Source organism: Paenibacillus sp. FSL M7-0420, from assembly GCF_038002345.1.
Lineage (GTDB): Bacteria > Bacillota > Bacilli > Paenibacillales > Paenibacillaceae > Paenibacillus_AQ.
Window position 1 is genome coordinate 1,475,845 of sequence record NZ_JBBOCJ010000001.1, and the last position, 12,531, is coordinate 1,488,375.

Annotated in this window: 12 protein-coding genes and 1 pseudogene; 12 read left to right on the top strand and 1 reads right to left on the bottom strand. The window is 53.7% G+C overall.

Translation table 11 applies throughout. The features are described from left to right. Positions 1-12: 12 nt before the first annotated feature. Positions 13-1,029 carry a GTP 3',8-cyclase MoaA gene (gene moaA, locus MKX51_RS06320; protein WP_340991628.1) on the top strand — a complete coding sequence of 339 codons (1,017 nt, stop codon included), beginning with the start codon at positions 13-15 and terminating at the stop codon, positions 1,027-1,029. Positions 1,030-1,167: 138 nt separating this feature from the next. Here the strand turns inward: moaA and MKX51_RS06325 are convergent, their stop codons facing one another. Beyond that, on the bottom strand, positions 1,168-1,881 hold the full coding sequence (locus MKX51_RS06325; RefSeq protein WP_340991629.1) for a YwiC-like family protein: 714 nt from the start codon (positions 1,879-1,881) through the stop codon (positions 1,168-1,170). Between the two features lie 201 nt (positions 1,882-2,082). Here MKX51_RS06325 and mobB point away from each other — a divergent pair, with 201 nt between their 5' ends. The 11 genes and pseudogenes from mobB to MKX51_RS06380 all read left to right on the top strand — a co-directional run bounded on the left by mobB (position 2,083) and on the right by MKX51_RS06380 (position 12,498). Continuing rightward, entirely contained in the window at positions 2,083-2,649 is a 567-nt protein-coding gene (gene mobB / locus MKX51_RS06330) for a molybdopterin-guanine dinucleotide biosynthesis protein B (protein ID WP_340995528.1), read from the top strand. Positions 2,650-2,673: 24 nt separating this feature from the next. Continuing rightward, positions 2,674-3,114: pseudogene (gene mobA, locus MKX51_RS06335) on the top strand (molybdenum cofactor guanylyltransferase); the annotation flags it as partial. A 171-nt stretch (positions 3,115-3,285) separates the two neighbouring features. After that, positions 3,286-3,771, top strand: a complete 486-nt coding sequence (locus tag MKX51_RS06340) for a molybdenum cofactor biosynthesis protein MoaE (RefSeq protein WP_340944684.1) — start codon at positions 3,286-3,288, stop codon at positions 3,769-3,771. 19 nt (positions 3,772-3,790) lie between these two features. Then, complete coding sequence (locus tag MKX51_RS06345; protein WP_340991630.1) at positions 3,791-4,498, top strand: DNA alkylation repair protein; 708 nt, start codon at positions 3,791-3,793, stop codon at positions 4,496-4,498. 107 nt (positions 4,499-4,605) lie between these two features. Beyond that, the gene (locus tag MKX51_RS06350) at positions 4,606-5,097 is read left to right on the top strand and encodes a pyridoxamine 5'-phosphate oxidase family protein (protein WP_340942965.1); all 492 of its coding nucleotides are present in this window, start codon (positions 4,606-4,608) and stop codon (positions 5,095-5,097) included. A gap of 174 nt (positions 5,098-5,271) precedes the next feature. Continuing rightward, positions 5,272-5,829 carry an RNA polymerase sigma factor gene (locus MKX51_RS06355; RefSeq protein ID WP_340991631.1) on the top strand — a complete coding sequence of 186 codons (558 nt, stop codon included), beginning with the start codon at positions 5,272-5,274 and terminating at the stop codon, positions 5,827-5,829. After that, the gene (locus MKX51_RS06360) at positions 5,811-6,995 is read left to right on the top strand and encodes a DUF4367 domain-containing protein (protein ID WP_340991632.1); all 1,185 of its coding nucleotides are present in this window, start codon (positions 5,811-5,813) and stop codon (positions 6,993-6,995) included. Before MKX51_RS06355 ends, MKX51_RS06360 begins: the two co-directional genes overlap by 19 nt. Positions 6,996-7,196: 201 nt before the next feature. Continuing rightward, the gene (locus MKX51_RS06365) at positions 7,197-8,546 is read left to right on the top strand and encodes an ABC transporter substrate-binding protein (protein WP_340991633.1); all 1,350 of its coding nucleotides are present in this window, start codon (positions 7,197-7,199) and stop codon (positions 8,544-8,546) included. A gap of 183 nt (positions 8,547-8,729) precedes the next feature. Next, complete coding sequence (locus tag MKX51_RS06370) at positions 8,730-9,692, top strand: carbohydrate ABC transporter permease (RefSeq protein WP_340942958.1); 963 nt, start codon at positions 8,730-8,732, stop codon at positions 9,690-9,692. Beyond that, entirely contained in the window at positions 9,689-10,534 is an 846-nt protein-coding gene (locus tag MKX51_RS06375) for a carbohydrate ABC transporter permease (RefSeq protein WP_340942957.1), read from the top strand. The genes MKX51_RS06370 and MKX51_RS06375 overlap by 4 nt, the downstream gene beginning before the upstream one ends. A 200-nt stretch (positions 10,535-10,734) precedes the next feature. Then, a complete protein-coding gene (locus MKX51_RS06380; protein ID WP_340991634.1) occupies positions 10,735-12,498 on the top strand; it encodes a sensor histidine kinase in 1,764 nt (587 codons plus the stop codon). The last annotated feature ends 33 nt before the right edge of the window (positions 12,499-12,531 follow it).

Here is a 12,531-nt window from a genome sequence, read left to right on the forward strand (position 1 = left end):
AGATAGACGCATATGAATTATCATCCACTACAAGATCAGCTGCGGCGGCCTATCCACGATTTGCGGATTTCGGTCACGGACCGGTGTAATTTCCGCTGCTCCTACTGCATGCCAAAGGAGATATTCGGTGACGACTATGCTTTTCTTCCATCCGGTGAGCTGCTCACCTTCGAAGAGATTGGCCGGCTGGCGGGGCTGTTCGTCTCGCTTGGCGTAAGCAAGATCCGCCTGACCGGAGGCGAGCCGCTAATGCGCCGCCATCTGCCGGAGCTGGTTGCCTGCCTCTCTGCCATTCCCGGTGTCGGGGATATGGGACTGACGACGAACGGGGCTCTGCTGGGCGGACAGGCTGCGCCGCTGTATGCTGCGGGCCTGCGCAGGCTGAATGTCAGCCTGGATGCGCTGGACCCGGAGCTGTTCGGCAGAATGAACGGGCGCGGCTTCAGTCCGGGAATGATTCTGGACGCTATAGATCAGGCGGCGGCCGCCGGGTTCGAGGTCAAGGTGAATATGGTTGTCCAGCGGGGCGTGAACGAATCAGAGATTCTTCCGATGGCCGCCTACTTCAAGAAGCGGAAGATCACGCTGCGCTTCATCGAGTTCATGGATGCCGGCAACGATAACGGCTGGAGCTATGATAAGGTCGTCACCAAGCAAGAAATCCTGCAGCAGTTGCACAGCGTCTATACGCTGGAAGCTCTTGAGCAGAATTACAGCGGCGAGGTCGCGCAGCGCTACGGCTATCTTGGCAGTCCGGCCCAGATCGGCTTCATCACTTCCGTGTCCGAATCGTTCTGTTCCACCTGCTCGCGTGCCCGGCTGTCTTCTGACGGCAAGCTGTATAGCTGCCTGTTTGCCTCCAAGGGCTTTGACCTTAGGGCCATGCTGCGCGGAGGGGCTGGCGATGAAGAGCTGCTGGCAGCGATTAAGCAGGTATGGGAGCAGCGCAGCGACCGTTATTCCGATGAGCGGACGGAAGAGACCCGCAGAAGCAAGGCCAAGATTGGCATGTCCTATATTGGAGGATAATGTCTATCCCATTGTGCCGCCGGGCTCAAGCAATCAGGATATGATCGTAGAATAGGCTGCAGACCTGAAGGAAGCTCCTCACGCGCGGGTTGGCGAAGGAGCTTCCTGGTTTTTGTCCAAATAAGTATTGTGGTTCTCTTAGAAATAGAGCATCAGCACAGACACATACAGCATGACGGAGAAGCCGATCTCGATGATTCCCGTACGTTTGGCCGTAATTCCTGTCCTCGGCAGAATGGCTGCCCGCAGCAGCAGAACCAGCAGCGGGACCAGCAGTGAAGGGAACAGGTACAGCCCGGCTGCTGCGAACAGCAGATGATACAGCACGGAGCCGTAATAGAAGCGGATATTATTCCGCTCACGGATGACGGTTTTGACATAGAAGGCAGTTCCTGTGAAGTACAGCACCGCCAGCACGAACAGCTCATTCACGGCCCTCCAATTCTCCCCCTGCCCTACATAGAAGACCGGATAAATCACCAGACAGAACGCCACAATAGCGGAGATGTCATTAAGCAAGGCACGTTCATTCTTGGTCCGGGCATAATAGAGGTTAACAGCGAATAACGGCAAGAGCAGCAGCACGAATCCCAGCAGTACAGGCTGGACAATTACCAGATAGAGGGCGAACGGAAGCAGCAGCAGCCCATATAAACTTAGCGGCTGGGCATACCGTGCGAACTTCCGGGTCTTCACCCCCTGCAAGAGCGGGAAGCTGAACAGATAGATCAGCAGCCAGCAGATAAACAGCGGAATATGTATGAACTGCCCCTTGGAAGCGGCGACGCCCAACAGAAACGGGAGAACGAGCATCGCCCAGGCGCCGTGCTGGTTGGGGATGTATTTTTTCATGCAGCCATAGACCTCCTTCGCGGATATATCATGGCATGTAAGCTGCCAGACTCTTTAACTATACTTGTATCCGGCGGAGAATGATGGTGATTTGAAGCACAGTGGCGCTGGCAGACGATTGGTCGGGGAATGGGAAGCGGGCAGAATGGAATAGTGTATAATCGGAATAGATCTTCAAGCGAAGGAGCAGACACAGTGACTATGGAATCCCAGCATGCGGCGGTACAGCGCCCAGTTCCTGTACTGCAAATCGTCGGATACAAGAACAGCGGCAAGACAACTCTCGCCTGCCGGTTAATCCACGCCCTGTCTGCGCAGGGACTGCGGGTTGGCTCTGCCAAGCATGATGCCCATCAGTTTCAGCTGGATGATCCGGGAACGGATAGCAGCAGGCATCTCCTGCACGGTGCAGTGGAGACGGTATTGACCTCGCCGGAGGCGACCAGGATCATGCGCAGATCTGCGGCTTCACTGCGGGAAATCGCCGAGTCGATGCGCGGCAGAGTAGATCTGGTAATTGCTGAAGGGTTCAAAGCTGCAGATTATCCCAAGATCGCCCTAATTCGCCGCACAGAGGACCAGATAACGCTGCAAAAGGAAGCGACGAACATACGCCTGTGGTTAAGCTGGGAAGAGGCTGCGGAATGGCAAAGTGCAGCGTTTGATTCCCGGATTAGCCAGGATACTCCTCCGGTATTGTCTCTGCGGGAGCAGGCGCTTGCGGATCAGGCGGTCATCGCGCTGGCGCTGGCGCTGCTTCAGTCCTAAATTCTACTACAGGAGGTGCCCTTGGTGCTGACAGGAATTATACTGGCGGGCGGACAGAACTCCCGGATGCAGGGCCGCAATAAAGCCCTCCTGACTTACCACGGGGAACCGTTCATTGTCCGGCAGGTGAGGGAGCTGCAGACCCTGTGCTCCAGCGTGATTGTAGTCACGAACGATCCTTCCCCGTATCTGGAACATCTTCCATTGGATATTCAATATATACCGGATGTCTATGCCGGGCATGGGCCGCTGAGCGGATTTCATGCCGCTTTTGCCAGCGCGGAGACGGACTATGCCTGGGTGGTAAGCTGTGACAGCCCTGATATATCAGCTCCGGCCGCCTCATGGATGCTTGCCCGGCTGGAAGCAGGCGGTTATGATGCGGTTCTGCCGGTGATTGGCGGCAAGCATCAGATGCTGCATGGCGTATACCGGGCGCACCGGATCTTGCCGGACATTACAGCAAGACTTGCGAACCGTGAGTACCGGCTGGCTGGTTTATTAGAATCAATGCACTGGCTAGGGGTGGGAAGGGATGAGCTGGCCGGTGCGGGGTTAGAGGAAGATTTCGCGGCAGATATAGATACACCCGAGCAATATGAGCAGCTGCTGCATCTATCGAAGGGAAGTGAGCGAATGGGCCATTCGTTATTTGAAATTACAGAGTCCGCGATTATACCCGCTGAGGTATCCGATAAAGTTCTGCGCAGAGAAGCCGGGGCGATTACCTTATTCATCGGGACGGTGCGTGAGTTCACGCAGGGGAAGAAAACCTTGTATCTTGAATATGAAGCATACCCGTCCATGGCTGTAACGCAGCTGAAGCGCATCGGGCAGGAAGTGCTGGAGCGCTGGCCGGATACGAAGGTTGCAGTCACCCACCGGATCGGCAGGCTGGAGATTACCGATATTGCCGTGGTCATCGCAGTCTCCTCGCCCCACCGTAAGGCTGCCTATGAAGCGAATGAATACGTGATTGAGCGGATCAAGCAAATCGTCCCGATCTGGAAAAAAGAAACCGGCGAGGACGGCAAAGCGTGGATTGGCGACCAGCTCGGGCAGCAGACGTACCCCGAGGGACGGCCCGACTTGCCGGATATTCCGGCGGAGGACGAGAGGTAGCTAAAAGGAGGAACGTTCAATGAATGCAGAACAGGTCATGCAGGAGCTTGAAGCGCTTGGCAAGGAACGGACCAAGAAGATATATACCGCAAACGGCGCACGGGAACCGCTATTTGGTGTGGCTACCGGTGCCATGAAACCGATCTTCAAGCAAACCGGAATCAATCAGGCGCTGGCTGAGGAGCTGTATGCCACAGGTAATTATGATGCGATGTATTTTGCCGGGATCATTGCCGACCCGAACGGGATGACAGAGGCGGACTATAACCGCTGGATGGACGGGGCTTATTTCTATATGCTGTCCGATTTCGTGGTGGCTGTCACCTTGGCTGAAGCAGATATTGCCCAGCAGGTGGCGGATGAGTGGATCAGGAGCGGAGAGGATCTTAGAATGTCGGCAGGCTGGAGCTGTTACTGCTGGCTGCTGGGAAGCCGCCCGGATCAGGAGTTCCAGCGCGACAAGCTGGCCGGGATGCTGGAGCTTGTGGGTAAGACCATTCATGACTCCCCGGAGCGTACCCGGTACTCTATGAACAATTTTATGTATACCGTAGCCGTGTCCTATTCACCGCTGCATGATCTGGCATGTGAGACGGCGGAGCGGGTGGGTCCGGTCGAGGTGGGCAAGGACAAGCCGAAGAGCAAGCTTATCAGCGCTTACGATAATATTATGAAGGCTGTGGACAAAGGACGGACCGGCTTCAAACGCAAACATGTGAGATGTTAGTCCGCAAGGATAGGTGAACATCCGGTAACGCTTCGTCTTTTCTGGTTAATAAATGCTATGCATTTGGACAACCTATTCCCTATCCTGGAAGAAAAGAGGCGGTTAAGATGTCAACTACACACCATAGTCACGAGGAAGCCGTTGAGACGGTCCGCAAGCTGATCAAGGGTATTGATATGGCTATGCTTACCACGATTTCGGAGGAAGGGCTGGTCTCCCGGCCCATGAAGACACAGGAGGTTGAATTCGACGGAGACTTGTGGTTCCTGACCAAGAAGGATACGAGCAAGTTCGGGGAGATTCTGTATGATCCCCGGGTGAACGTGGTCTATGCAGATAAGTCCTATGTCTCCATCCGTGGAACGGCTGAGATTGTAACCGACGTGAACAAGAAGAAAGAGCTCTGGAGTGCAGGGTACGATACGTTCCTGAAGACAAGCTATGATGACCCGGATGTGATTCTGATTAAAGTCCATGCCGAAGCGGCGGAGTACTGGAAGAGCGGCAACCTGGCCGAGAAGGCGGTATACATGTTCAAGCGGATGACCGGCCAGGACACGGACAAGCTGAATCTGAATCAGACGGTCGAGCTGGAATAGAGTAGACAGACAGACGGTTTTGGAAGCTTACAGGTTCATAGGTTCTGCAACGGAGAGATCAACAGAGTTCATCTGGGGGTCTCTTTTTTTGCTGTGGAGCCGTAAATAAGATCATTGTCACATTACATACTGCTCATGTGTTATATCTATATGTTTCGCAGAAAGGAGACTATCGTGGACGCTATTGGAGACAAGATTAAGAGGATACAGGACGGGGAAGGAGGCCTTTACTCCGATGTGATCAGGCTATACCAGCAGCGGATTTACCTCTACTGCTATCGCTTGCTGAATAACAAGGAAGAGGCGGAAGATGCGGTACAGGACATCCTGATCAAGGCCTACCAGAATATCGGACAGTACAAGCCGCAGGCAGATTTCGCATCATGGCTCTACAAAATTGCTTACCATCACTGTCTGAACCTGCTGCGGCGGCAGAAATTCCAGCAACAGGTGCGGAAGCTGCTCCTGCAGGAGGTTACGGTGAAGAGCGCCGAGCAGACGGCCCATAACCGGCTGTTCAGCGAGCCTGTCGCGGCCGCCCTGGCGAAGCTCGGTGTGGACGACCGGAATTTGTTGATCCTGCGGATTTATGAAGATAAATCATTTGCGGAAATCAGTGAAATTCTGGGTGTGAGTACGGCTACCGTACGCAAAAGATATGAACGGACGAGGGGAAAGCTGAAAAAAGCGATTGAGAGAAAGGAGAAACAATTATGGGCAAGCGTGAATTAACGCCGGAGGAGCAGTTTCTGAAGGAGGGTGACCGTTCAGCACATTGGAACACCGTTGATGTTCATGAACCAGTCATGAAGGCGCTCGGGCTTGAGGGGGCCTTGTCTGCTGAAGAAGACGAGAACCTGCTGCAGACCCTTCCGCCAAGCGGAGAAGAACCAAAAGTAATGCGCAGAATGGAAACAAGAACCGGGCGGAGACAGAAGCGGATTCCGGTGAAGAGCTGGGCGGCGGCGGTCCTGGCATTGGTCTTGCTGGGCGGCGGCTACACCCAGTTCTCCGGCAAACTTCAGCAAGGGGCTGAAGCCCAGAGTTCGGATGAGGTCCGGCAAGGGGCCGGAGCCCGGTATAAGGTGCTGCCGTATCAGCCGCTTCCGGCGACGGCTTCCGGCGGAACGCTGATTGAGAAGGCGAAAGAACCCTTGAAGCCTTATATTCCAGAAGCACAGCCGGGTATAGAGGATGAAGCCAACCAGAAGCTAAGTATTCTCTATAACCAGAAGTATTCAAAAGGGGCAGAGCTTATGAAGGAGCTGCTGCTTCCTGGAGAGTATGCCACCTATGTAATTACGCGTGAAGACGAGGAGGGAGAGGGGAGTATGAACATGTACCGTCCGCCCCTCACGTTCAAGGACTATACCGCCTATAAGACCAGTGTAGAGAAGTACAACGCTCTGGTCCTGGAGCAGCCGGCGTATCTGCCGGAAGGGTATGCCCTGGACGAGGCAATCATCAAGCCTTCTTTCTTAAAAGTTCCGGATGTGCAGGAGCTGGAAGGCGGAAACGAGAGAGACCTGGGAGACAGCTTCCGGTTAACCTGGAGAGTGGAGAAGGCGGAGAACATTGCCTACCCGTATTCCTCACTGGTATACAAGAAGGGGGAGGTCCAGGTAAGAATCAGTGTCTCGCGTGTGGATGACAACCAAAACCCGGCAGATCCGCTGTCGTGGAGTGAACATACAAAGATGGAAAATATTGAAATCGAAGGCAGACAAGCCGTTTTTTCGGATGACTCCGGCAACAAGGAACTTGACTTGGGGTATAAGTATAAGCTGGTTTGGTCTGACCCCGGTGCAAAGGTTATCTATTCTGTGATCTCCGGCCAGGAGAATGCGGAGCTAACGAAGGATGAGCTTATCGGCATTGCTGCCAGTATGATGAAGTAAGTAACGCAGAGTTGACACTCAGGGCTGTTTCGCTATCTTAGCATAGCGGAGCAGCCCTTGAATGTTTATGGCCTGTCTGCAGGACGGCATATTCGTAAGATTTTATAAGAATTCGTGCATCGCTCTCCTATGAACTTCCAACCTGTCTTGTTACTATAGCAATGTAGCAAGAGAATACAGATGTATACAGGAGGGTTAAAGATGTTGAAATGGAAGCGTTCTCTTTCGGTCCTGGCGATGACAGCGATATTAGGTACACTGGCTGCCTGCGGCGGCGGAGGGAATAAAGTAAACAATGCAGGAGGGGCTACAGAAGCACCTGCCGGCACCAATGCTGCTGCGACGGCTGCTGCAACGGAAGCGCCAAGCACCAATGAGCCGGTCAAGCTGCGGATTATGTGGTGGGGCTCCCAGCCGCGTCACGAAGCTACCCTCGCCGCCCTGGAATTGTACACGAAGAATAATCCGAACGTAACCTTTGAGCCGGAGTATTCCGGTATGGACGGTTATCTGGACAAATTATCCACGCAGGCTGCGGCCAACAATGCACCCGATGTGGTTCAGCTTGACCCGGGCTGGATGCCGGACTGGATGGCCCGCCAGCAATTGGCCGACCTGGCTCCTGAGGTGGATGTCAGCAAATTCGATACGAAGCTGCTGTCCGGCGGACAGCTTGACGGCAAGCAGTACGCTGTTCCGCTCGGTTCCGTAGCCTTCGGTATGGTATATGATAAAGCGGCTATGGATAAGCTGGGGATTGCGAATCCGGCCAACGGCTGGACCTGGGATGAGTTCTTCGCTTTAGCGAAGGAATCCAAGTCCAAGCTGCCGAAGGGTCAATATTTCACCCTCGACTATGCAGGTAACTATTTCATGTACTCGGCGTATCAGTATGCCAGAGGCAAAGGGCAGGTCATCACGGATGACGGTCACTTCAACGTGGATGAAGCCACCTATCTGGACTGGACCCGCAAGTTCGAAGAGCTCCGCAAGGAAGGGCTTGTTCCTCCGGCGGATGTGAATGCCTCCGATAAGGAGAATGATCCGCAAATGGATCTGCTCGCAGCAGGCAAGGTGCTGTTCCGTTACAGCTTCTCCAACAATCTGGGAACCTGGGACAGCATTAAGCCAGGAGCCTACGCACTTGTAACCATGCCACGTGCCGAAGAGGCCGGAGGCTGGCTGAAGCCGTCGATGTACATGGCAGTCTCCAAGAACTCCAAGCATGCTGAAGAAGCCAAGAAATTCATCAACTGGTTCGTGAATGATGCTGAGGCTGCCCAAATCACCAAGACCTTCCGTGGCCTCCCGGCCAACAAGGATAACGCCGCTCTGCTGGAAGCGAATATGAGCGATCTGGATAAGGTAGGCTTAGGCTTGCTCCGTGCTACGGAGCCGGATGGCCAGACCTGGTCGGCCGGAGCCGGCGGCTGGACGAACTTCGTGGATAAAGACTGGGTACTGGTCCGTGACCAGCTCAGCTTCGGTAAATCCACACCGGAAGAGGCGTTCAAGCAGCTGAAGGAAGCCTCGCTATCCTACGAGAAATAAGGTATGAACTGTAAGCCCGGGACAGCAATGTTCCGGGCTTTATCTTTTTATAACGCGGCTATACTCGTGTTTTCGAATTAATCGTTATATTTTGAAAGAATTCGAGCATTGCCCTCCTTTAGCCGGAGTGTGGGCCAATACTATACTTAAGCTATACAAATTGACCACAAGAGGTGACCACAGATGAACCGCTCCACAACCACTTTAGCCCAAGCCTCGCCAGCGCCGAAAAAAAGCTCCTATTTCAAAAGCCGGTGGAACGCTCCGCTTGCAGGCTATTTGTTTATTTCGCCCTGGCTGATCGGGTTCCTGGTACTGACGGCGTATCCGTTGTTCTTATCCCTGTACTATTCGTTTACCGACTACACCCTGATGCAGCCGATGAAATGGATCGGGTCCCGCAATTACGAACGGATTTTCACCGCAGACCCCAAATTCATTCAATCCGCCAAAGTCACAGTCATGTATGTGCTGGCCTCCGTGCCCCTTAAGCTGATTGCGGCCCTGCTCGTGGCCATGATACTCAGCAGAGCGGTCAGAGGGATCAGCGTCTACCGCACAGCGATCTATTTCCCTTCTCTAATCGGAGGCAGTATCGGGGTATCGCTGCTCTGGCGCAACATCTTCGGGGTAGACGGGATTTTCAACAAGCTGATTGCTGTCTTCGGCATCGAGGGCAAAAGCTGGATTACCAATCCCGACACCGCGCTTAGCACACTGATTCTGCTGACCGTCTGGCAATTCGGCTCCACCATGGTTATTTTCCTGGCAGGGTTGAAGCAGATTCCCAATGACTTGTATGAAGCTTCCTCGGTAGACGGGGCGAACAGGTTCATTCAATTCTTCCGCATTACACTGCCTATGCTGTCGCCGATTCTATACTTCAACCTGATCATGGCCGTGATCAACGCCTTCCAGATGTTCACCTCGGCCTTCGTGATTACGAATGGCGGTCCGATGAACGCTACATATGTATATGCCATGTATTTGTATGAACGGGCCTTCAGCCGGTACGAGCTGGGCTACGCTTCTGCACTGGCCTGGATTATGCTGGTCGCGATCGTCGCTGCAACGCTGCTGATCTCCTACACCTCGAAGTACTGGGTATTCTATGAGACTGACACTGGAGGGAAAAAACGCAAATGACAACTCTGAATTGGAAGCCTGCATTCCGGCATGTGTTCATGATTCTCTTCAGCTTCATCATGGTCTATCCGATTGTCTGGTGGATCGGAGCTTCGCTGAAGGACAGCACCGAGCTGAGTTCACCGGGAATCTTCCCGTCCGTTCCGCAGTGGGAGAACTTCACCAAAGGCTGGAACTCGGTGCCCGGACATACGTTCACTGATTTCTACCTCAACACCTTCTGGCTGGAAATTATGGTGCTGATCGCAACGCTGTTATCCTGCACGCTGGTTGCCTTCGGGTTCGCCAGACTGGATTTTCCGCTGAAGAAATTCTGGTTCTCGATTCTGATGCTGACACTGATGATGCCGGGCCAGGTGCTGATCATTCCCCAGTACGCCTTGTTCCATCAGCTGGGCTGGGTGAACACGTATTTGCCGTTTGTCGTTCCCCATCTGCTGGCGGGCGGGGCCGGCGGAAGCTTCTTCGTCTTCCTGCTGATCCAGTTCATCCGCGGTGTGCCCAAGGAGCTGGACGAATCGGCCAAAATCGACGGCTGCTCCTGGTTCGGAATTTTCTGGAGAGTGGTCATGCCGCTGGCCTTCCCGGCGGTCGTTACGGTGACGATCTTCTGCTTCCTGTGGAACTGGGATGACTTCCTGGGACACCTCCTGTACATCAACACGGTAGACAAATACACGGTGGGCCTTGCGCTGCGTATGATTAATGACTCCCAGTCTGCAGCCGAGTGGGGCCAGCTTCTGGCCATGTCGCTTGTCTCTATTGTTCCGGCAACGCTTGTGTTCACCTTCCTGCAAAAGTATTTTGTGGACGGGATTGCGACAACAGGCATAAAGGGATAAGATGCAAGTGGAAACGACTTTGCCGTCCTTTTAAAGGGCGGTACCGTTTCAGCGAGAAATAGAAGGATAAGTTATCGTGTGCAACATATAAATTCTTATATTTTTAAAAAACATCCGTCCGATAACGGTAAAGCGCCTGAGCCTTATTCGACGCTTTACCGTTTATTTCTTGTGAGCCGGAGGCGAAGGAAGGGGATCACTTGACCAATCCTTTTAAAAAGTACAGGATCGACCGTCTGTTTTTTCACAGCTTTGCCATTATAATTATTCTGGTGATAGCGGTTACGGCTTGGACCAGCTACAGCAATTCCTCCAAAGCCCTTGTGCAGACCACCTCCCACTATCAGCAGCGGCTGCTGGATGAGTTGAACAATGAGATTACCACCCGGCTGGATATGATCGAGCAGATCTCACTCTCCACCTCACGGGACAACGAGCTGACGACCTTTCTCTTGAACAGGCAGGATGATTTCGAACGGTACCGCAAGCGTATAAGCGTTGAGAGTGCGCTCGGCAATCTAACCTATGCCATTCCGTTAATTCAGGGGATTGACCTCTATATGGATCAGCCGATGCCGAGCAGCGGGCAGAGCTATATTCAATTCCGCAATATTCTCGATCTGGATAAGCAGTCCTGGGCCAGGAATCTGGTGAAAAGCGATTTCGCCTGGTCGGGGGAACATTCCATTCCCAGTGTGCAGGGAGACATTCCAGTGCTTAGCTTCGCCCGGAAAATCATGAACGAGAACGACTATCTCGGTGTGCTTGTCGTTCATATCAAAGCCAGGGAAATCCGTGCGCTGCTGACCGGCAACTCCTCCGGGTCGAACCGGATCATGGCGGACAGCGCCGGCAAGCAGATTCTGAGCATCGGGGAGACGCTGGAGCAGAGCGAGTGGTCGAAATGGATCGACCTCAAGAGCAACAAATCCGGCTATGTCCACATTCCCGGCGATAAGGATACCGGCAATACGCTGCTGGTCTACTCCAGAATGGATAATTCCATCTGGACGCTGATTGAGTTCACCTCCTGGAAGCAGATTACGGCAAGCAGTCTGGAACTGGCGGAATGGATCGGGCTGATCGGGATTGGAGCGATTCTGCTGGTCCTGCTATTGACGCATTATCTGAGCAGGCAATTCTCCAAGCCGATTAAGCAGCTTGTAAGCGCTATGAGAATATATTCAGTCGGCGGGCACAAGGAGGAGCTGCCAAGCGACTACGAGAATGAATTCGGTTATTTATTCTCCGGCTACCGCAAGCAGACCGAGCGTATCGAGGAGCTGTACCTGTCGCTGGAGCGGCGGTATGAGCAGCAGCGCAAAGCGGAGATTGAGGCCTTGCAGGCCAATATCAATCCCCATTTTCTCTACAATATGCTGGACCAGCTTAACTGGATGGCCATTGAGGCCGGGCAGGATGAGCTGAGCCGGATTCTGGAGCTGATGGGCCAGATGTTCAGGATCGGCTTATCCAACGGGGCGAGCTTCATCATGGTATCGGAGGAATTGCAGCACATCCAGTGTTATCTCGAAATCCAGCAGCTCCGCTGGGGCGACGGTCTGGAGTACACCATCGAGGTGGAACCGGGGCTTCAGGAGGCTTATCTTCCCAAGCTCACCCTGCAGCCGTTCGTGGAGAATTCCATTGTACACGGCTTCAATAAGCAGCGCAGCGGCCATGTGTCGATCTCCTTAACTAAGGTAGAGGAGACGCTGCAGATTATAATTGATGATAACGGGGCAGGCCTGAAGCAGCCGGAGGCGCGGCCGCACAGGCGGCATACCGGCGGCTATGGCATACGGAATGTGAGAGAGCGGATTGCCGGATATTTCGGAAAAGACTACGGGGTTACGCTGCAGGAACGTGAAGAGGGAGGGACCCGGGTAGAGATTGTTCTGCCGCTGCTCACAGAGGCTCCGGCACAGATACTGACTGCTTCTCTCGCTGCGAAGGAAGGCTGATAAGGCTGCTGCGGGCCAGAGAAGCTTAAGGAG

Bases quoted from the DNA above. Each gene is read 5' to 3' on its own strand.
- MKX51_RS06340 (WP_340944684.1), top strand. From the start codon at position 3,286: ATGGGCCATTCGTTATTTGAAATTACAGAGTCCGCGATTATACCCGCT.
- MKX51_RS06370 (WP_340942958.1), top strand. From the start codon at position 8,730: ATGAACCGCTCCACAACCACTTTAGCCCAAGCCTCGCCAGCGCCGAAA.
- MKX51_RS06345 (WP_340991630.1), top strand. From the start codon at position 3,791: ATGAATGCAGAACAGGTCATGCAGGAGCTTGAAGCGCTTGGCAAGGAA.
- MKX51_RS06365 (WP_340991633.1), top strand. From the start codon at position 7,197: ATGTTGAAATGGAAGCGTTCTCTTTCGGTCCTGGCGATGACAGCGATA.
- MKX51_RS06350 (WP_340942965.1), top strand. From the start codon at position 4,606: ATGTCAACTACACACCATAGTCACGAGGAAGCCGTTGAGACGGTCCGC.
- moaA (WP_340991628.1), top strand. From the start codon at position 13: ATGAATTATCATCCACTACAAGATCAGCTGCGGCGGCCTATCCACGAT.
- MKX51_RS06360 (WP_340991632.1), top strand. From the start codon at position 5,811: ATGGGCAAGCGTGAATTAACGCCGGAGGAGCAGTTTCTGAAGGAGGGT.
- MKX51_RS06325 (WP_340991629.1), bottom strand. From the start codon at position 1,881: ATGAAAAAATACATCCCCAACCAGCACGGCGCCTGGGCGATGCTCGTT.
- MKX51_RS06375 (WP_340942957.1), top strand. From the start codon at position 9,689: ATGACAACTCTGAATTGGAAGCCTGCATTCCGGCATGTGTTCATGATT.
- mobB (WP_340995528.1), top strand. From the start codon at position 2,083: ATGGAATCCCAGCATGCGGCGGTACAGCGCCCAGTTCCTGTACTGCAA.